A 19,310-nucleotide genomic window follows, 5' to 3' on the forward strand; every position below is an offset into this window, starting at 1 on the left:
TTTCAGAACCAACACAGTGGACGCGAGCAACTGAGGACAAGCCCTCGGCCTATTAGTACCAGTCACCTCCAGCGGTTACCCGCCTTCCAGATCTGGCCTATCAACCCAGTCGTCTACTGGGAGCCTTAACCCCTCAAGGGGGTGGGAATACTCATCTCGAAGCAGGCTTCCCGCTTAGATGCTTTCAGCGGTTATCCCTCCCGAACGTAGCCAACCAGCCATGCCCTTGGCAGGACAACTGGCACACCAGAGGTTCGTCCGTCCCGGTCCTCTCGTACTAGGGACAGCCCTTCTCAATATTCCTACGCGCACAGCGGATAGGGACCGAACTGTCTCACGACGTTCTAAACCCAGCTCGCGTACCGCTTTAATGGGCGAACAGCCCAACCCTTGGGACCGACTCCAGCCCCAGGATGCGACGAGCCGACATCGAGGTGCCAAACCATCCCGTCGATATGGACTCTTGGGGAAGATCAGCCTGTTATCCCCGGGGTACCTTTTATCCGTTGAGCGACGGCGCTTCCACAAGCCACCGCCGGATCACTAGTCCCGACTTTCGTCCCTGCTCGACCCGTCGGTCTCACAGTCAAGCTCCCTTGTGCACTTACACTCAACACCTGATTACCAACCAGGCTGAGGGAACCTTTGGGCGCCTCCGTTACTCTTTAGGAGGCAACCGCCCCAGTTAAACTACCCATCAGACACTGTCCCTGATCCGGATCACGGACCCAGGTTAGACATCCAGCACGACCAGAGTGGTATTTCAACGACGACTCCACAACAGCTGGCGCTGCCGCTTCAAAGTCTCCCACCTATCCTACACAAGCCGAACCGAACACCAATATCAAACTGTAGTAAAGGTCCCGGGGTCTTTCCGTCCTGCTGCGCGAAACGAGCATCTTTACTCGTAGTGCAATTTCACCGGGCCTATGGTTGAGACAGTCGAGAAGTCGTTACGCCATTCGTGCAGGTCGGAACTTACCCGACAAGGAATTTCGCTACCTTAGGATGGTTATAGTTACCACCGCCGTTTACTGGCGCTTAAGTTCTCAGCTTCGCCACCCCGAAGAGTGACTAACCGGTCCCCTTAACGTTCCAGCACCGGGCAGGCGTCAGTCCGTATACATCGCCTTACGGCTTCGCACGGACCTGTGTTTTTAGTAAACAGTCGCTTCTCGCTGGTCTCTGCGGCCACCCCCAGCTCAGAGTGCAAGACTCATCACCGGTGATGGCCCCCCTTCTCCCGAAGTTACGGGGGCATTTTGCCGAGTTCCTTAACCATAGTTCACCCGAACGCCTCGGTATTCTCTACCTGACCACCTGAGTCGGTTTAGGGTACGGGCCGCCATGAAACTCGCTAGAGGCTTTTCTCGACAGCATAGGATCATCCACTTCACCACAATCGGCTCGGCATCAGGTCTCAGCCTTGATGTGCGACGGATTTGCCTATCGCACGGCCTACACCCTTACCCCGGGACAACCACCGCCCGGGATGGACTACCTTCCTGCGTCACCCCATCACTCACCTACTACAGGTCTGGTCCGTCGGCTCCACCACTCCCCTTTGCCCGAAGGCTCCGGGACGGCTTCACGGACTTAGCATCGCCTGGTTCAATGTTTGACGCTTCACAGCGGGTACCGGAATATCAACCGGTTATCCATCGACTACGCCTGTCGGCCTCGCCTTAGGTCCCGACTTACCCTGGGCAGATCAGCTTGACCCAGGAACCCTTAGTCAATCGGCGCACACGTTTCTCACGTGTGTATCGCTACTCATGCCTGCATTCTCACTCGTGAACCGTCCACCACTGCCTTCCGGCGCGGCTTCACCCGGCACACGACGCTCCCCTACCCATCACAGCAGGCGTTGGCCCTATAGCTGCAATGACACGACTTCGGCGGTACGCTTGAGCCCCGCTACATTGTCGGCGCGGAATCACTAGACCAGTGAGCTATTACGCACTCTTTCAAGGGTGGCTGCTTCTAAGCCAACCTCCTGGTTGTCTCTGCGACTCCACATCCTTTCCCACTTAGCGTACGCTTAGGGGCCTTAGTCGATGCTCTGGGCTGTTTCCCTCTCGACCATGGAGCTTATCCCCCACAGTCTCACTGCCGCGCTCTCACTTACCGGCATTCGGAGTTTGGCTAAGGTCAGTAACCCGGTAGGGCCCATCGCCTATCCAGTGCTCTACCTCCGGCAAGAAACACACGACGCTGCACCTAAATGCATTTCGGGGAGAACCAGCTATCACGGAGTTTGATTGGCCTTTCACCCCTAACCACAGGTCATCCCCCAGGTTTTCAACCCTGGTGGGTTCGGTCCTCCACGACCTCTTACAGCCGCTTCAACCTGCCCATGGCTAGATCACTCCGCTTCGGGTCTTGAGCGCGCTACTAAACCGCCCTATTCGGACTCGCTTTCGCTACGGCTTCCCCACACGGGTTAACCTCGCAACACACCGCAAACTCGCAGGCTCATTCTTCAAAAGGCACGCAGTCACGAGACACCAAGCAAGCTTGATGTCCGACGCTCCCACGGCTTGTAGGCACACGGTTTCAGGTACTATTTCACTCCGCTCCCGCGGTACTTTTCACCATTCCCTCACGGTACTATCCGCTATCGGTCACCAGGGAATATTTAGGCTTAGCGGGTGGTCCCGCCAGATTCACACGGGATTTCTCGGGCCCCGTGCTACTTGGGTGTTTCTCAAACGAGCCGTTGACGTTTCGACTACGGGGGTCTTACCCTCTACGCCGGACCTTTCGCATGTCCTTCGCCTACATCAACGGTTTCTGACTCGTCTCACGGCCGGCAGACCGTGAAAGAGAAATCCCACAACCCCACATACGCAACCCCTGCCGGGTCTCACACGCATATGGTTTGGCCTCATCCAGTTTCGCTCGCCACTACTCCCGGAATCACGGTTGTTTTCTCTTCCTGCGGGTACTGAGATGTTTCACTTCCCCGCGTTCCCTCCACTTGCCCTATGTGTTCAGGCAAGGGTGACAGCCCATGACGACTGCCGGGTTTCCCCATTCGGAAACCCCCGGATCAAAGCCTGGTTGACGACTCCCCGGGGACTATCGTGGCCTCCCACGTCCTTCATCGGTTCCTGGTGCCAAGGCATCCACCGTGCGCCCTTAAAAACTTGGCCACAGATGCTCGCGTCCACTGTGCAGTTCTCAAACAACGACCAACCACCCATCACCCCCGGTTACCACCGGAGTTCACTGGGGCCGGCACTGAAGGCAGCCAAAATCGGCCGTACCTTCAGACACCCAACAGCGTGCCCGACACCCTCACCGCTTCCCTCATTCGTTCCACGCCCCGAAGAGCAGTACTGGAAGGAGAAGACAGTCAAGTGTGCCGAATAATCAACGTTCCACCCATGAGCAACCACCGTCGAACGTTTGCCGACGTAATGGCCCTGGACCACCAGGCAAGCCTGGCAGCCTAGATGCTCCTTAGAAAGGAGGTGATCCAGCCGCACCTTCCGGTACGGCTACCTTGTTACGACTTCGTCCCAATCGCCAGTCCCACCTTCGACAGCTCCCTCCCACAAGGGGTTGGGCCACCGGCTTCGGGTGTTACCGACTTTCGTGACGTGACGGGCGGTGTGTACAAGGCCCGGGAACGTATTCACCGCAGCAATGCTGATCTGCGATTACTAGCAACTCCGACTTCATGGGGTCGAGTTGCAGACCCCAATCCGAACTGAGACAGGCTTTTTGAGATTCGCTCCGCCTCACGGCTTCGCAGCTCATTGTACCTGCCATTGTAGCACGTGTGCAGCCCAAGACATAAGGGGCATGATGACTTGACGTCGTCCCCACCTTCCTCCGAGTTGACCCCGGCAGTCTCCTGTGAGTCCCCATCACCCCGAAGGGCATGCTGGCAACACAGAACAAGGGTTGCGCTCGTTGCGGGACTTAACCCAACATCTCACGACACGAGCTGACGACAGCCATGCACCACCTGTACACCGACCACAAGGGGGCGACCATCTCTGGCCGTTTCCGGTGTATGTCAAGCCTTGGTAAGGTTCTTCGCGTTGCGTCGAATTAAGCCACATGCTCCGCTGCTTGTGCGGGCCCCCGTCAATTCCTTTGAGTTTTAGCCTTGCGGCCGTACTCCCCAGGCGGGGAACTTAATGCGTTAGCTGCGGCACCGACGACGTGGAATGTCGCCAACACCTAGTTCCCACCGTTTACGGCGTGGACTACCAGGGTATCTAATCCTGTTCGCTCCCCACGCTTTCGCTCCTCAGCGTCAGTAATGGCCCAGAGATCCGCCTTCGCCACCGGTGTTCCTCCTGATATCTGCGCATTTCACCGCTACACCAGGAATTCCGATCTCCCCTACCACACTCTAGCTAGCCCGTATCGAATGCAGACCCGGGGTTAAGCCCCGGGCTTTCACACCCGACGTGACAAGCCGCCTACGAGCTCTTTACGCCCAATAATTCCGGACAACGCTTGCGCCCTACGTATTACCGCGGCTGCTGGCACGTAGTTAGCCGGCGCTTCTTCTGCAGGTACCGTCACTCTCGCTTCTTCCCTGCTGAAAGAGGTTTACAACCCGAAGGCCGTCATCCCTCACGCGGCGTCGCTGCATCAGGCTTTCGCCCATTGTGCAATATTCCCCACTGCTGCCTCCCGTAGGAGTCTGGGCCGTGTCTCAGTCCCAGTGTGGCCGGTCGCCCTCTCAGGCCGGCTACCCGTCGTCGCCTTGGTGAGCCACTACCTCACCAACAAGCTGATAGGCCGCGGGCTCATCCTTCACCGCCGGAGCTTTTAACCCACCCAGATGCCCAGGCAGGTATTATCCGGTATTAGACCCCGTTTCCAGGGCTTGTCCCAGAGTGAAGGGCAGATTGCCCACGTGTTACTCACCCGTTCGCCACTAATCCACCCCGAAGGGCTTCATCGTTCGACTTGCATGTGTTAAGCACGCCGCCAGCGTTCGTCCTGAGCCAGGATCAAACTCTCCGTGAATGTTTTCCCGACTGCGTCTAATTAAAGACTGCGGGGACGACACCACGAGAGCGGAACCAAGGGGAGGAATAATCCCCCCGGTTCACAGCGTCCTCGCTGTGCGCCTGCCAGGCAGTGCCCGGCAGGACTTTTTCAAAGGAACCTCGTCCCAGCCGATCGGCCGGAGACGGGGTATCAACATATCTGGCGTTGATTTTTGGCACGCTGTTGAGTTCTCAAGGAACGGACGCTTCCTTTGTACTCACCCGAGAGACTCTCTCAGGCTTTCCTCCGGGCGCTTCCCTTCGGTCTTGCTTTGTTCTTGTTTCGTTCTTGCGTTTCCGACTCTATCAGACCGTTTTCCGATCCGATTTCCTCGGCGCTTTCCAGGTTTTCGCTTTCGCTTTTCCCTTTCCGGCGGCTCCGACTCTATCAGATCCTTTCGGGCCTGATTCCCAGTCGGTGGGGCTTGTCTTCGCGGCTGTTGGGCCGTTCCGACGAGTGAGACTTTAGCGGATTCCTGGCTCCCGAGCTAATCGGGGTGGCGTCCTTTCGAACGCGGATTCCTCATTCCGCAAACACGCATACAAACGAGCCGACGACAGGTCGCCGTTCGTTGAGTGCTTGTTGCGGAGTGGCTGTCCGGGGACCGACCGGAGTCGGCGCTCACGTCGGACAACTCGGAGAACATTACGTACGGGGTCGGGGTGTGTCAACTCCGCTGCGGAGTGCCCCCTGGAGGCGTACTCTCCGAGGCATGACTACGCATACGTGCACCCAGCAGTGGTGGGCCGCCTGACGGCGGCCGTACTCACGTATGTACTCAACGGCCGCCGCCCCTGGCGGCCGTTTTTGTGTCTCCCTCCTGGAGAACCGGCCGGCGGGTGCGGCGGCCTCGACCAGGAGGTGGAGAGATGACACGGGTCTTCAGCGGGGTCAAGCCGACCGGGCATCTGACGCTGGGGAACTATCTGGGCGCCATCCGGCAGTGGGCCGATGCCGACCAGCACCGGGCCGACGCCCTGTTCTGCGTCGTCGATCTGCACGCGCTGACCGTGGACCACGATCCGGGGCGGGTGCGCAGGCTCAGTAGGCAGGCGGCGACGTTGTTGCTGGCCTCAGGACTCGATCCGGAGCTGTGCACCGTGTTCGTACAGAGTCATGTGGACGAGCACGCGCGGCTGTCGTACCTGCTGGAGTGCGTCGCGACCGACGGGGAGATGCGGCGGATGATCCAGTACAAGGAGAAAGCCGCGCGGGAGCGGGAGCGGGGTGGGAGTGTCCGGCTGTCCTTGCTGACGTACCCCGTGCTGATGGCGGCGGACATCCTGGCGTACGGGACCGATGAGGTGCCGGTCGGGGACGACCAGACGCAGCATGTGGAGCTGGCTCGGGATCTCGCCGTGCGGTTCAACCAGCGCTACGGGCACACCTTCGTGGTGCCTCGGACCACGCGGCCGCAGGTCGCGGCGCGGGTCATGAATCTGCAGGAGCCGACGTCGAAGATGGGGAAGAGCGATGACGTCGGGCCTGGCGTCGTCTATCTGCTCGATGAGCCGGATGCCGTACGGAAGAAGATCATGCGGGCCGTGACCGACAGTGGGCAGGACGTCGTGTACGACCCGGAGGCCCGGCCGGGAGTCTCGAATCTGCTGGAGATTCTCGCTGCCTGTGAAGGTGGGGACCCGGAAACCCTGGGCGGCGCGTATGAGTCGTACGGCGCCCTGAAGAAGGACACCGCCGAGGCCGTGGTCGAACTCCTCAGGCCCGTGCAGGACAGGCACAAGCGGCTGTGCGCGGATCCCGCGTATGTGGAGGCGGTCCTTCGGGGCGGTGCCGAGAAGGCCAGGGAGATGGCGCGCCCCCGGGTGGACACGGCGTACCAGGCGATCGGTCTGCTGGCCGCGGGCTGACGTGGAGTGAGAAGCAAGTGCGGAACGAGTGAGGAGCGGTGGGGCCGGGGGTGCGCCCGGCCCCGCGTGCTCTAGCTGTTGCCGGAGGCCAGTGCGCGGCTGCGGTCGCGGGCTGCCTCCAGTGCGGCGATGAGGGCCGCGCGGACGCCGTGGTTCTCGAGTTCGCGGATCGCGTTGATCGTGGTGCCCGCGGGAGAGGTGACGGCCTCGCGGAGCTTCACGGGGTGCTCCCCGCTGTCGCGGAGCATCACGGCGGCGCCGATCGCGGACTGGACGATCAGGTCGTGGGCCTTGTCGCGGGGCAGGCCGAGCAGGATGCCCGCGTCCGTCATGGCCTCGACCAGATAGAAGAAGTACGCCGGTCCCGAGCCGGAGAGGGCCGTGCAGGCGTCCTGCTGGGATTCCGGGACGCGGAGCGTCTTGCCGACCGCGCCGAAGATCTCCTCGGCGTGCGCGAGGTGCTCGGCGGTGGCGTGGCTGCCGGCGGAGATGACGGACATGGCCTCGTCGACGAGGGCGGGGGTGTTCGTCATGACGCGGACGACCGGGGTGCCTGCCGCAAGCCGTTCTTCGAAGAAGGAGGTGGGGATGCCGGCCGCGCCGCTGATGATCAGGCGGTCGGCGGGGAGGTGCGGGGCGAGTTCGTCGAGGAGAGTGCCCATGTCCTGCGGCTTGACCGTGAGGATCAGGGTGTCGGCGATCTTGGCGGCCTCGGCGTTGGTGACGGCTGTGACGCCGTAGCGCTCCTGGAGTTCCCGGGCGCGCTCGGGACGGCGGGCCGTTACCAGCAGATCGGTGGGGGCCCAGCCGGACCGGATCACTCCGCTGAGCAGAGCTTCGCCGATCTTGCCGGTGCCGAGGACTGCGACTTTCTGGGTCATGGTGCGGGGCCCTCCGGAGGTTGTGTCGTCCGGGGTTCATCCTCGCACCGGGGAGGGGAGGAGGGGGTGGGCGTCCGGTGGGCGGGATGTCGGTTGCCGCCCTGGAGCTCCGCCCCGTTCCCGCCAGGGCGCTGCGCCCCCTGGTACCCCGGCCCCCCTGGCCCCCGGTCATGCCGTTCGGCGCCTCAGGGTTGCCGCGCCGAGACCCAGTACCAGCAGTGCGCATCCCGCCACGATGAACGCGTCGCGCACGAAGTTGGCCGTCATGTCGGTGTGCTTGAGGACTTCGTTCATGCCGTCGACGGCATAGGACATGGGGAGGACGTTGGAGAGGGCTTCCAGGACGGGGTGCATCGTGGAGCGGGCGGCGAAGAGGCCGCAGAGGAGGAGTTGGGGGAAGATCACCGCCGGCATGAACTGGACCGCCTGGAATTCCGAGGCCGCGAAGGCCGAGACGAAGAGGCCGAGGGCCGTGCCGAGCAGGGCGTCCAGGAGGGCTACGAGAAGCAGGAGCCACGGTGAGCCCGTGACGTCGAGGCCCAGGAACCAGACCGCCAGACCCGTGGCCAGGGCCGACTGGACGATGGCCAGGGCGCCGAAGGCGAGGGCGTAGCCGGCGATCAGGTCGCCCTTGCCGAGGGGCATGGCGAGGAGGCGTTCCAGGGTGCCCGAGGTGCGCTCGCGGAGGGTGGCGATCGACGTCACCAGGAACATCGTGATCAGCGGGAAGATCCCCAGGAGTGACGCACCGATGGAGTCGAAGGTGCGCGGGCTGCCGTCGAAGACGTAGCGCAGCAGGAACAGCATGAGGCACGGGATCAAGAGCATCAGCGCGATCGTGCGCGGGTCGTGGCGGAGCTGGCGCAGGACTCGGGTCGCGGTGGCGGTCGTACGGGAGTAGTTGATCGGGGACGGGCGCGTGGCGGCCGCCGGGCCCGTGGGCGTGAGCGTGGGCGTGGGCCTGCGTGCGGGCGTGGGCGTGGTCATCGGACGGTCTCCTCGCGGGGGCGGTCGCCGGTCGCGGTCGCCTCGTCGACCAGGCGGAGGAAGGCGGCCTCGACGGTGTCGGAGCCGGTGCGTTCGCGCAGGGCGTCGGGGGTGTCGTCGGCAAGGATCCGGCCCTCGCGCATCAGGAGGAGGCGGTGGCAGCGCTCGGCCTCGTCCATGACGTGGGAGGAGATCAGGAGAGTCGCGTTCCGCTCGGCGGCGATGGCGTGGAAGAGGGCCCACAGGTCGCGGCGCAGGACCGGGTCGAGGCCGACGGTGGGTTCGTCGAGAACGAGGAGTTCCGGGGCTCCGAGCAGGGCGACCGCGAGGGAGACGCGGCTGCGCTGGCCCCCGGAGAGGTTGCCGGCGAGGGAGTCGGCGTGCGCGGTGAGGTCGACGTCGGCGATGGCCTGGGTGACGTGGGCGTGGCGGCGGTCGGCGGACGCGCGGCCGGGGTCGAGGATCGCGGCGAAGTAGTCGAGGTTCTGGCGGACGGTGAGGTCGTCGTAGACGGAGGGGGCCTGGGTGACGTAACCGATGCGGGAGCGGAGGGCGGCGTGGCCGGCGGGAAGGCCGAGGACTTCGAGGGTGCCGGTGACTTTGGCCTGGGTGCCGACCGTCGCGCGCATCAGGGTTGATTTGCCGCAGCCGGAGGGGCCGAGCAGGCCGGTGATCTGGCCGTGGGGGACGGAGAAGTCGAGGCCGCGCAGGACAGTGTGGGGGCCGCGTACGACGGTGAGGGCTTCCGCGCGGATGGCGGGTTGGTGGGAGGAGTCCGGTGGTCCTGTGGGGTCGGGTGGGCCCGGCGGATTCAAATTCATCATGCGATGAATAATGCTCCCGCAGGGTGGGGCCGTCAAGCTCCCGTGGAGTGGGCCGTCAAGCCCCCATGCGGGTGGGGCCGTCACGCTCCCATGAGGGTGGGGCCGTGAAGCCCCCATGAGGTAGGGCCGTGAAGCCCCACGAGGTAGGGCCGTCACGCTCCCATGCGGTAGGGCCGTCAGGCCCGGTCGCACAAGGCGGCGCAGGCGCGCGGGGGCGTGATCGGAGGGGGGCGCTCCGGCGTGCGGTGGGGTGGTGCGCTTCCGCGTTCACTCGGCGGTTACGCGGAAGGGGTGCGCGATCAACTCCCGTTACCGACAATGGATTTCAGTGCGTGGTCATATGCCCACAGGTGTCCGTGCCACGCCAGCACGTCCGCCGTGCCCTCCCCCGGCTCGGCACCCACGCATCTCCCGCTCTCAACCGGAGGTGCCGTTGTCATGCGCAAAGCCGATCTGTTCGCGTCCCTCGTCGTGTTTCTCGTCGCGTTGCCGTTGTGTGTAGGGGTCGCCATAGCCTCCGGTGTGCCGGCCGAGCTGGGACTGGTGACCGGGATCGTCGGCGGGCTGGTCGCCGGGGTGTTGCCCGGGAGCAGCCTGCAGGTGAGCGGGCCCGCGGCCGGGCTGACCGTGCTGGTGTACGAGGCGGTGCAGTCGTACGGGCTGCGGGCGCTGGGTGTTCTGGTGCTCGGGGCCGGGCTGCTGCAGCTCGCGCTCGGGGTGTTGCGGCTCGGGCGATGGTTCCGGGCCGTGTCCGTCGCGGTGGTGCAGGGCATGCTCGCCGGGATCGGGCTCGTGCTGATCGCGGGTCAGGTGTACGCGATGGGTGACGCCTCGGCGCCCGCGAGCGGGCTCGGGAAGATCGCCGGACTGGTCTCGCTGCCCGGCGACGCGGACCTGGTGGCCCTCGCGGTCGGGGGCGCCACCGTGGCCGTACTGCTGCTGTGGCCGCGTTGGCGGCGCGGGGCCCGGGTCGTGCCGGCGCCGTTGCTGGCGGTGGCGCTCGCGTCGGGGGTGACCGGGGTGTTCGATCTGTCCGTGCGGCGGGTGGAGGTGCGGGGGCTGCTGGACGCCGTACAGCCGCCGGGTCCGGCGGATCTGGGGCGGCTCACGGAAGTGGGCGTGCTCGGGACGGTGGTCGCCTTCGCGCTGATCGCCTCCGCCGAGTCCCTGTTCAGTGCCGCGGCGGTGGACCGGCTGCACCGGGGGCCGCGGACCGACTACGACCGCGAGCTCATCGCGCAGGGCGCGGGCAACGCCGTGTGCGGGGCGCTCGGGGCGCTGCCGATGACCGCGGTGATCGTACGGAGCGCGGCGAACGTGCAGGCCGGCGCCCGGACGAAGCTCTCGCGGGTGCTGCACGGGGTGTGGCTGCTGCTCTTCACCGCGGTGGTGCCCGGGGTGCTCGGGATCATTCCGGTGGCGGCGCTGGCGGGGTTGCTGGTGCACGCGGGCTGCAAGTTGGTGCCGGTGCGGGAGGTGCGGGTGCTCTGGCGCGGGCATCGCGGGGAGGTGGTGGTGCTGGGGGTGACGGCCGTGGCCATCGTGGTGGGGAATCTGTTCGAAGGGGTGCTGGTCGGGCTGGCCCTCGCTGTCGCCAAGACCGCGTGGGACATGAGCCATGTGCATGTGGAGACGGAGGACCGGGGGGCCGCGGGGATGGTCGTACGCGTGATCGGGAACGCCACGTTCCTGCGGCTGCCGAAGCTGCTGGACGCGTTGGAGGCGCTGCCGCACGACCGTGACGTACGGCTGGAGTTGGGTGGGTTGCGGCATGTGGACCACGCGTGTGCGGCGGCCCTGGAGCGGTGGGCCGCCGCGCGGGATCACGAGCGGGTCGCCACGATCACCAGTACGTCGTAGACCTCCTCGACCTGGCCGTCCGGGAACGCCTCCATGAGATGGGCGCGCTCCTCGGCGAGGAAGGCCTCGGTGCCCTCCTTGCCGAGGACCAGGAAGATCGAGTGGCTGCCGATGTTGGCGAGGTGGGTGTCCACGGGGACGCGGCGGCTCCAGCGGACGATGCGGTGGGCGTGGGGCGGGGACTCGGGGGCGCCTTTGAAGGCGCGTTCGGTGCGGAGCTCTGCGGCTGACTGTTTGGTGGCGGTGCCTTGTTTGGTGGGGTGGGCGCCCTCGAAGTACTGCTCGATGCGCTGGGCCTGGGCGGCGATCCAGGGGACGTCGAGGGCGTCCGTGTTCCACCAGAGCGCGAGGGCGCCGCCGGGGCGCAGGACGCGGAAGGCCTCCGGGAGGGAGTGGGCCGGGGTCGTCCAGTGCCAGGACTGGGCGTAGGTGAGGAAGTCGGCGCAGGCGGAGGCGAGGGGGAGGGCGTCGCCGGTTCCTCGGACGAGGGGGATGTCGGGCAGGGTGCGGCGGAATTCCTCGGCCATGCCCTCGCCGGGTTCTACGGCGATGACGTCCGCGCCGCGTGCGTGCAGGAGGGTGGTGGCGATGCCGGTGCCCGCGCCCACGTCGATGACCTTCGCGCCCTTGAGGGGGCGGCCGGCCAGCTCTTCGATCGTGGTGAAGAGGGTGGGTGGGTAGGAGGGGCGGTTCGCGGCGTACTGGGCTGCCGCGGTGTTGAAGGAGTGGGCTCGGGTGGTGTGGGCGTGGGAGGCAGGGGGTGCGGGGGTCATGGGGACATGGTGGCGGGGGTTCGGGGGTGGGGAACAGCCGTTTTCGGTCTTCGCCCCCGCCGCCCCTACCGGCCCGCGGCCAAACGGCGAGTGGTCAGGAGGGGCGGCGCTTTTTGGAAGGGTTGCCTGTGCGGCGGGTGGTGCGGCGCTCGTACTGGCGGCGTGCTTCCTCGTATTCCTCGCGGTGGAGCTTCTCGCCGGGGGCCTCGGTGAGGGTGCGGACGGCGTAGGCGAGGAGGGAGCCGATGAAGCCGATGGCCATGAGGCCGCGGAGGGAGGCCTGGCGGTCGGGGTCGGGGCGCTTGGAGAAGGTGTCCCAGGTGTGGCCGAAGGCGAGCGCGCTGCACACCGCGAACATCACCACGACCAGCACGGTCACAGGCTTGCCGACGTCCGCGATCGCCAGGCCCTGGTAGGCGAAACGGAGCACGACGCAGGCGGCCACGGCGGCGAGCAGCGAGCCCGCGGCCACGGCGATCCGGCGGCCCGTATAGCCGCCGTCGTGCTCCACCCAGGTCGTTCCGAAGAAGCGCAGGGGGTCGGGCTGGGGGCCCGCGGGGGTACCGGTACCGGTACCGCTTCCGGTGTCGCTTCCGCTATCGGTTCCGGTACTGGTTCCGGTACTGGTTCCGGTACTGGTGCCGGGTTCGTTCTCGTCGCTCACTCGACGATTATCGCTCCGGTCCACCGCGGGGCCCCTGGCCCTCGGCCGTTCAGGCGCAGCGCGGTGCGACGTAGCCGTCGCTGCCCGTCTGGACGTACGCGTCCGCCACGAACTCGCCGTTGGCGATGTTGTCCCAGATGCTCGACGTCCCGTAGGCGCCGCTGACGGACTCTCCCGGGCACTGGCAGTAGATCGGGACCCGTGAGCCCGCCGGCAGGGTGCGGACGACGCTGTAGTGCGTGCCCGGGCCGCTGCGGACGTTGACGCTGTACCCGGGTGCGATCGGATACGTGAGGGTCGCCGACGCGCTCAAGGATTCCGCGTCCGCCGTCGCCCCCGCGCCTGCGATCTCTGTGTCTTCCGTGGCCATCCTGGCCTCCCCCGTTGAGTGGTTCATATGAATTCGTTCACGTGAATGGTTCACGTGACGCGTGAAAGATGCGCGTGAACCATTCACGCCAAAATCGTGCTGCGCGCCGAGGCTAGCAAGCCGTCGACGGTTCGTACGAAGCATCGACTAGGCTCTGCGCGTCGCGCATGCGGACGGACCCACGGGGGTGAGTGATGCCGCCACAACGCAGCGCCGGTACGGACCCGGAAGCGGAACATCCGCGATACGCCGGGCAGTACCTGTTGGAGGCGCAGCTCGGCTCCGGTGGCATGGGCATCGTGCATCTGGCGCGGTCCGCCTCCGGGTTGCGGCTCGCGGTCAAGGTCGTGCACGCCGAGCTCGCGCAGGACCCCGAGTTCCGGGGGCGGTTCCGGCAGGAGGTCGCGGCCGCTCGGCGGGTGAGCGGTGCCTTCACCGCGCCCGTCGTGGACGCCGACCACGAGGCCGAACATCCGTGGATGGCCACGCTGTTCATCCCCGGGCCGACCCTTGCCGAGCATGTGAAGCGGAACGGGGCGCTGCCCACGGCTCGACTGCGCCATCTGATGGCCGGGCTCGCCGAGGCGTTGCGCGACATCCACCGGGCCGGTGTCGTGCACCGCGATCTCAAACCCAGCAACGTGCTGCTCGCCGACGACGGGCCGAAAGTCATCGACTTCGGCATCTCGCGGCCCTCGGACAGTGAACTGCGCACGGAAACGGGGAAGCTGATCGGCACTCCGCCGTTCATGGCTCCGGAGCAGTTCCGCAGTCCACGAGAGGTCGGACCCGCCGCCGATGTCTTCGCGCTGGGCTCGGTGATCGTGCACGCGGCCACCGGGAGCGGCCCCTTCGACTCCGACAGTCCGTATCTCGTGGCGTATCAAGTCGTCCACGACGAGCCGGACTTGGCAGGTGTGCCGGAGGATCTGGTCGGCCTTGTCTCCCGCTGCCTCGCCAAGGAGCCCGAGGACCGGCCCACGCCGGACGAGCTGATGACGGCGCTGCGGTCCGTGTCGGCGTCGTACGACACCCAGCCGTTCATACCCGAACAGCGCGGGGGGAACGGGGTGTCGGTGCGGTCCCCGCGGACCGAGCCCTCCACGCCCGAGAAGCTGCCCGAGAAGCTGCCCAAGAAGCCCGAGAGGCCTGAGAGGCCTGAGAAGGTGGCTGGGCGGCGTTGGCGGCTCCCCGTCGCCGTCGGCGCGGCCCTCGTTGCCGTCGCCGGCGCCTTCGCCCTCCTCGTTGACATGGACGTCCAGCCGGCCCCCGTGAAGCACGCGGAACAGCGGTCGAAGGGCGGCTTCCAGCCGTGGGGCCTCGAGTTGAGTGCCCGTGGCGCCAAGGCCGAAGGCCTGCCGCAATGCACGTACTCGCCTCATCGGTTGTACTGCGTCCGTTCCGGCGTGCTGGCCGCCGCCGTCGACCCGGCCGACGGCCATGTCCTGTGGTCGCGCGGCGACACGGACCGGGGCAGCCACGAATCCACGCGGGCACCGGTACTGTCCGGCGGACTTCTACAGGTCATCAGTGGGAACGGAGATCGACTGGCGGGGTTGGACCCCATCACGGGCAAGACGCGTTGGAGCCGTGACGTCACTCGCTACCAGGGCCTCATCGCCCACGTCGGAGGCGTCGTCCTGCTCACCGGCCCGGACTCCAAGGTCACCGCGCTGGACGCCGCGACCGGCGAGGAGAAGTGGCGCCGCTCGATTCCCGGGCAACCGTCGCCGAGCTTCTTCTCGTACGGGGACGGAGTCGCCTACACCGTGACCGGGACCGGGGCCGGCAACGGGAACGGGACACGGGTGGCGGCGGTGGACCCGGAGACCGGTGCCACGCGCTGGCAGCGGCGCCTGGACGGGACACTGCGCCTCGTGGGTGCCCATGACGGGGCGGTCTGGTTCACCTCGACCGGGATCGACCAGTACGTGAATGCCGTCGTGCGGTACGACGTCGCGGACCGCACGGTTCGACGCATCGCGCTGCCCCTGCCGCTGCCGTCGGCGCAGGCCGCCGTACAGGGCGACACGGTGTATCTGCTGGCCGCCGGCGGCTCGCTGGTGGCCGTGAACACCCGGACGTCGGCCCAGCTGTGGCGGGCGGAGACCTCCGTCAGCACGGCATCGGCTCCCGTTGTCGCCGGGCGACGGCTGTATCTCACCGCGGCGGACGGGCGGCTCCTCGCCGTCGACACCGCGCGGGGCACGCTGCTCGGGCAGACGAAGGCACGGCTCGGCGATGGGCGGGGCTCGCTCGTCAGCGCGATCCCGGCGCCGGTCGTGGCCGAGGGCAAGGTCTACTCGGCCGCCCCCGACGGGGCGCTCTTCGCGGTCGACGGGCGTGATCCCGCCGCATGGTGAACCGCGGTGGGAATGCGGGAATGACGGGAATCGGGAGTGACGAAGGGGCCGTTCCCGGAGGAACGGCCCCTGGCGTTGCGTGAGTGATCGTCAGCCCAGTTGGCCAGTCGGCCAGTTGGGAAGAATTAGGAAGAGTTGGGAAAATCAGCCCAGCTTGGAGACGTCGCGAACCGCGCCCTTGTCCGCGCTCGTCGCCATCGCGGCGTAGGCGCGGAGGGCCGCGGAGACCTTGCGCTCGCGGTTCGCGGGGGCGTAGACGCCGTTCAGGGCGGTGCGGCGGGTGGCCAGTTCCTCGTCGGAGACCAGGAGTTCGATCGAGCGGTTCGGGATGTCGATGCGGATGCGGTCGCCGTCCTGGACCAGGGCGATGGTGCCGCCGGAGGCCGCCTCGGGGGAGGCGTGGCCGATGGACAGGCCCGAGGTGCCGCCGGAGAAGCGGCCGTCGGTGATCAGCGCGCAGGTCTTGCCGAGGCCGCGGCCCTTGAGGAAGGAGGTCGGGTAGAGCATCTCCTGCATACCGGGGCCGCCCTTGGGGCCCTCGTAGCGGATGACGACGACGTCGCCGTGGGTGATCTCCTTGCGGAGGATCTTGTCGACGGCCTCGTCCTGGGACTCGCAGACGACCGCCGGGCCCTCGAAGGTCCAGATGGACTCGTCGACACCCGCCGTCTTCACGACGCAGCCGTCTTCCGCCAGGTTGCCCTTCAGGACCGCCAGGCCGCCGTCCTTGGAGTACGCGTGCTCGGCGGAGCGGATGCAGCCGTTCTCGGCGTCCTCGTCGAGGGCCTCCCAGCGCTCGGACTGGGAGAAGGCCTCGGCGGAGCGGACGCAGCCGGGGGCCGCGTGCCACAGTTCCACTGCCTCCGGCGAGGGGGAGCCGGCGCGCACGTCCCACGTCTTCAGCCAGTCGGACAGGGACGGGCTGTGGACCGAGTGGACGTCCTCGTTGAGCAGACCCGCGCGGTGCAGTTCGCCGAGGAGGGCGGGGATGCCGCCGGCGCGGTGCACGTCCTCCATGTAGTACGTGCGGTCCTTGGCGACGTTCGGGGCGACCTTGGCGAGGCACGGCACGCGGCGCGAGACCTCGTTGATCTCGTCCAGGCCGAAGGGGACGCCCGCCTCCTGGGCGGCGGCCAGCAGGTGCAGGATCGTGTTGGTGGAGCCGCCCATGGCGATGTCGAGGGCCATGGCGTTCTCGAACGCGGCGTGCGTGGCGATGTTGCGGGGCAGGACCGACTCGTCGTCCTGGTCGTAGTAGCGGCGCGTGATGTCGACGACCGTGCGGGCCGCATCCTCGTAAAGACCCTTGCGGGCCGTGTGCGTGGCGAGCACCGAGCCGTTGCCGGGGAGGGAGAGGCCGATCGCCTCCGTCAGACAGTTCATCGAGTTGGCGGTGAACATGCCGGAGCAGGAGCCGCAGGTCGGACAGGCGTTCTCCTCGATACGGAGGATGTCCTCGTCCGAGATCTTGTCGTTCACGGCGTCGGAGATCGCGTCGACCAGGTCGAGCGTACGGACCGTGCCGTCGACCAGGGTGGCGCGGCCGGACTCCATGGGGCCGCCGGAGACGAAGACCGTCGGGATGTTCAGGCGCAGGGCCGCCATCAGCATGCCGGGCGTGATCTTGTCGCAGTTCGAGATGCAGATCAGGGCGTCGGCGCAGTGGGCCTCGACCATGTACTCGACCGAGTCCGCGATCAGGTCGCGGGAGGGCAGGGAGTACAGCATGCCGCCGTGGCCCATCGCGATGCCGTCGTCGACCGCGATCGTGTTGAACTCGCGGGCGATGCCGCCGGCGGCCGTGATGGCCTCGCTGACGATGCGGCCGACCGGCTGCAGGTGGGTGTGGCCCGGCACGAACTCCGTGAAGGAGTTGGCGACCGCGATGATCGGCTTCCGTCCGATGTCCGCGCCCGGTACACCAGAAGCGCGCATAAGGGCGCGTGCGCCCGCCATGTTGCGGCCGTGGGTGACTGTGCGGGACCTCAGCTCGGGCATCGTCGCTCGCTCCTTCGGAGAGTAATGACTGAGGTCGAGCCTACGCCGGTGCGCCACGATTCGGACGGGGCGTCCGGAATGCGGGATGCTTGTCTCGGGGGTCGACTGTGGGTGGTTGTCGGCTGTGAGTGGTTGTCGGCCGCGGGTGGCTGTTGTCGGGGCGCTCACCTCAGGGGGTTGTCAGGTGGCCCTGTACTACCGGGGCCAGCCGTGCCACCAGTTGCTCCGGGTCCGCTGAGGCCAGTGGCTCTATCTTGATCACGTAGCGGAGCATCGCCACCCCCACCAACTGGGCCGCCGCCAGTTCGGCACGCAGTTCCGCGTCGGGGGCGTCCAGCTGGCCCGCGACGCGGCGCAGCAGCTGGGTGGCGACCAGGCGGCGGAAGACGGCGGCCGCGGTCTCGTTGCTGACGGCGGAGCGGAGGATCGCGAGGAGCGGGGTGCGGGTCGCCGGGTTCTCCCAGATGCCCAGTATGAAGCGGGTCAGGCGTTCGCCGACGGCGTCGAGGGAGCCACTCTCCAACGCTTCCGGCGCGGCCAGGGCAGGCGCGAACGCGACCTCGATGGCCGCCTCGAAGACCTGTTCCTTGGTGCCGAAGTAGTGGTGGACGAGGGCCGAGTCCACCCCGGCGGCCTTGGCGATGCCGCGCACCGACGTCTTCTCGTAGCCGCGCTCGGAGAACTCCTCGCGGGCCGCATCCAGGATGCGGTCGCGGGTCGCGGGGGCCGCCTCCGACTGCGTACGAGAAGGGCGTCCCCGGCCGCGGCGGGGCGCGGCGGCGTCCGTCACCTGCGGTGCACCTTCACCGCGGAGGCGAGGTGCAGACGGGTGAAGGCCAGGGCCTCCGCCAGGTCCGCCTCCCGTTCGGCGCTGGACATCGCGCGGCGGGTGTTGACCTCGATGACCACGTGGCCGTCGAAACCGGAGAGCGCGAGGCGTTCCAGCAGCTCGGCGCAGGGCTGGGTGCCGCGGCCGGGGACCAGGTGCTCGTCCTTGTTGGAGCCGTTGCCGTCGGCGAGGTGGACGTGGCCGAGGCGGTCGCCCATGCGGTCGATCATGTGCAGCGCGTCGGTGCGGGCGGTCGACGTGTGGCTGAGGTCGATCGTGAAGTGCCGGTAGTCGTCCTTCGTGACGTCCCAGTCGGGGGCGTACGCGAGCATCTCGCGGTCGCGGTAGCGCCAGGGGTACATGTTCTCGATGGCGAACCGTACGTCCGTCTCGTTGGCCATCCGCCAGATCCCGGTGACGAAGTCCCGTGCGTACTGGCGCTGCCAGCGGAAGGGGGGGTGTACGACGACTGTGCTCGCGCCGAGTTTCTCGGCCGCGGCCCGGGCGCGCTGGAGCTTGACCCAGGGGTCGGTGGACCAGACGCGCTGGGTGATCAGCAGGCAGGGGGCGTGGACGGCGAGTATCGGGATCTGGTGGTAGTCGCTGAGGCGGCGGAGGGCTTCGATGTCCTGGCTGACCGGGTCGGTCCAGACCATGACCTCCACACCGTCGTAGCCGAGGCGCGCGGCGATCTCGAAGGCCGTTGCCGTCGACTCCGGATACACGGACGCCGTGGACAGCGCGACCTTCGCATCCGGGATGCGCACGACTGGTTCTGCCACGAGGGACAGCGTACGGGGTGCCTCCGGCGGTTGGCCGAAGGGTGGCGGGCTTTGGCCGGGGGGTGTGGGGTCGGGGCCGTGCCGGTACGTCG

12 protein-coding genes and 2 rRNA genes are annotated in these 19,310 nt (G+C 66.8%); 3 read left to right on the forward strand and 11 right to left on the reverse strand.

Annotated elements, in window-relative coordinates; translation table 11 throughout:
• Nucleotides 1-32: 32 nt before the first annotated feature.
• Nucleotides 33-3,155 (reverse strand): 23S ribosomal RNA (locus OG747_RS18945).
• Between the two features lie 314 nt (nucleotides 3,156-3,469).
• Nucleotides 3,470-4,995: ribosomal RNA gene (locus OG747_RS18950) — 16S ribosomal RNA — on the reverse strand.
• Together the 16S and 23S rRNA genes form the textbook arrangement of a ribosomal RNA operon.
• A gap of 893 nt (nucleotides 4,996-5,888) precedes the next feature.
• Here OG747_RS18950 and trpS point away from each other — a divergent pair.
• Nucleotides 5,889-6,887: a tryptophan--tRNA ligase gene (gene trpS / locus OG747_RS18955; RefSeq protein WP_405880506.1), complete on the forward strand. Its 999-nt coding sequence runs from the start codon at nucleotides 5,889-5,891 to the stop codon at nucleotides 6,885-6,887.
• Nucleotides 6,888-6,958: 71 nt separating this feature from the next.
• Here trpS and proC read toward each other — a convergent pair whose 3' ends face one another.
• From proC to OG747_RS18970, 3 genes are all read right to left on the reverse strand, one after another.
• Entirely contained in the window at nucleotides 6,959-7,768 is an 810-nt protein-coding gene (gene proC, locus OG747_RS18960; protein ID WP_405880507.1) for a pyrroline-5-carboxylate reductase, read from the reverse strand.
• Between the two features lie 168 nt (nucleotides 7,769-7,936).
• Nucleotides 7,937-8,755, reverse strand: coding sequence for an ABC transporter permease (locus tag OG747_RS18965; RefSeq protein ID WP_405880508.1), 819 nt, complete (start codon nucleotides 8,753-8,755; stop codon nucleotides 7,937-7,939).
• Nucleotides 8,752-9,579, reverse strand: a complete 828-nt coding sequence (locus OG747_RS18970; protein ID WP_405880509.1) for an ABC transporter ATP-binding protein — start codon at nucleotides 9,577-9,579, stop codon at nucleotides 8,752-8,754. The genes OG747_RS18965 and OG747_RS18970 overlap by 4 nt, the downstream gene beginning before the upstream one ends.
• A 438-nt stretch (nucleotides 9,580-10,017) precedes the next feature.
• Between OG747_RS18970 and OG747_RS18975 the strand changes: the two genes are divergently transcribed.
• Nucleotides 10,018-11,439, forward strand: coding sequence for a SulP family inorganic anion transporter (locus tag OG747_RS18975; RefSeq protein ID WP_405880510.1), 1,422 nt, complete (start codon nucleotides 10,018-10,020; stop codon nucleotides 11,437-11,439).
• Here OG747_RS18975 and OG747_RS18980 read toward each other — a convergent pair.
• The 3 genes from OG747_RS18980 to OG747_RS18990 form a co-directional block, all read right to left on the reverse strand.
• The gene (locus OG747_RS18980) at nucleotides 11,403-12,212 is read right to left on the reverse strand and encodes a class I SAM-dependent methyltransferase (protein WP_405880511.1); all 810 of its coding nucleotides are present in this window, start codon (nucleotides 12,210-12,212) and stop codon (nucleotides 11,403-11,405) included. The genes OG747_RS18975 and OG747_RS18980 overlap by 37 nt on opposite strands.
• 94 nt (nucleotides 12,213-12,306) lie before the next feature.
• Nucleotides 12,307-12,747, reverse strand: coding sequence for an EamA/RhaT family transporter (locus tag OG747_RS18985; protein WP_405885598.1), 441 nt, complete (start codon nucleotides 12,745-12,747; stop codon nucleotides 12,307-12,309).
• A gap of 178 nt (nucleotides 12,748-12,925) precedes the next feature.
• Complete coding sequence (locus tag OG747_RS18990) at nucleotides 12,926-13,246, reverse strand: peptidase (protein WP_405880512.1); 321 nt, start codon at nucleotides 13,244-13,246, stop codon at nucleotides 12,926-12,928.
• 194 nt (nucleotides 13,247-13,440) lie between these two features.
• On the opposite strand from OG747_RS18990, the gene OG747_RS18995 reads away from it, so the two are divergent.
• Nucleotides 13,441-15,609: a protein kinase domain-containing protein gene (locus tag OG747_RS18995; protein ID WP_405880513.1), complete on the forward strand. Its 2,169-nt coding sequence runs from the start codon at nucleotides 13,441-13,443 to the stop codon at nucleotides 15,607-15,609.
• Between the two features lie 144 nt (nucleotides 15,610-15,753).
• Here OG747_RS18995 and ilvD read toward each other — a convergent pair whose 3' ends face one another.
• The 3 genes from ilvD to OG747_RS19010 form a co-directional block, all read right to left on the reverse strand.
• Nucleotides 15,754-17,607 (reverse strand): dihydroxy-acid dehydratase, encoded by a 1,854-nt coding sequence (ilvD, locus tag OG747_RS19000; protein ID WP_405880514.1) that lies wholly within the window; start codon nucleotides 17,605-17,607, stop codon nucleotides 15,754-15,756.
• A 169-nt stretch (nucleotides 17,608-17,776) separates the two neighbouring features.
• Nucleotides 17,777-18,397, reverse strand: coding sequence for a TetR family transcriptional regulator (locus tag OG747_RS19005; RefSeq protein ID WP_405880515.1), 621 nt, complete (start codon nucleotides 18,395-18,397; stop codon nucleotides 17,777-17,779).
• The gene (locus tag OG747_RS19010) at nucleotides 18,394-19,218 is read right to left on the reverse strand and encodes a sugar phosphate isomerase/epimerase family protein (protein WP_405880517.1); all 825 of its coding nucleotides are present in this window, start codon (nucleotides 19,216-19,218) and stop codon (nucleotides 18,394-18,396) included. Before OG747_RS19010 ends, OG747_RS19005 begins: the two co-directional genes overlap by 4 nt.
• Nucleotides 19,219-19,310: the final 92 nt, after the last annotated feature.

Origin of the sequence: Streptomyces sp. NBC_01384 (genome assembly GCF_045040035.1) — a bacterium.
Lineage (GTDB): Bacteria > Actinomycetota > Actinomycetes > Streptomycetales > Streptomycetaceae > Streptomyces.

Bases quoted from the DNA above. Each gene is read 5' to 3' on its own strand.
- trpS (WP_405880506.1), top strand. From the start codon at position 5,889: ATGACACGGGTCTTCAGCGGGGTCAAGCCGACCGGGCATCTGACGCTG.
- proC (WP_405880507.1), bottom strand. From the start codon at position 7,768: ATGACCCAGAAAGTCGCAGTCCTCGGCACCGGCAAGATCGGCGAAGCT.
- OG747_RS18965 (WP_405880508.1), bottom strand. From the start codon at position 8,755: ATGACCACGCCCACGCCCGCACGCAGGCCCACGCCCACGCTCACGCCC.
- OG747_RS18970 (WP_405880509.1), bottom strand. From the start codon at position 9,579: ATGATGAATTTGAATCCGCCGGGCCCACCCGACCCCACAGGACCACCG.
- OG747_RS18975 (WP_405880510.1), top strand. From the start codon at position 10,018: ATGCGCAAAGCCGATCTGTTCGCGTCCCTCGTCGTGTTTCTCGTCGCG.
- OG747_RS18980 (WP_405880511.1), bottom strand. From the start codon at position 12,212: ATGACCCCCGCACCCCCTGCCTCCCACGCCCACACCACCCGAGCCCAC.
- OG747_RS18990 (WP_405880512.1), bottom strand. From the start codon at position 13,246: ATGGCCACGGAAGACACAGAGATCGCAGGCGCGGGGGCGACGGCGGAC.
- OG747_RS18995 (WP_405880513.1), top strand. From the start codon at position 13,441: ATGCCGCCACAACGCAGCGCCGGTACGGACCCGGAAGCGGAACATCCG.
- ilvD (WP_405880514.1), bottom strand. From the start codon at position 17,607: ATGCCCGAGCTGAGGTCCCGCACAGTCACCCACGGCCGCAACATGGCG.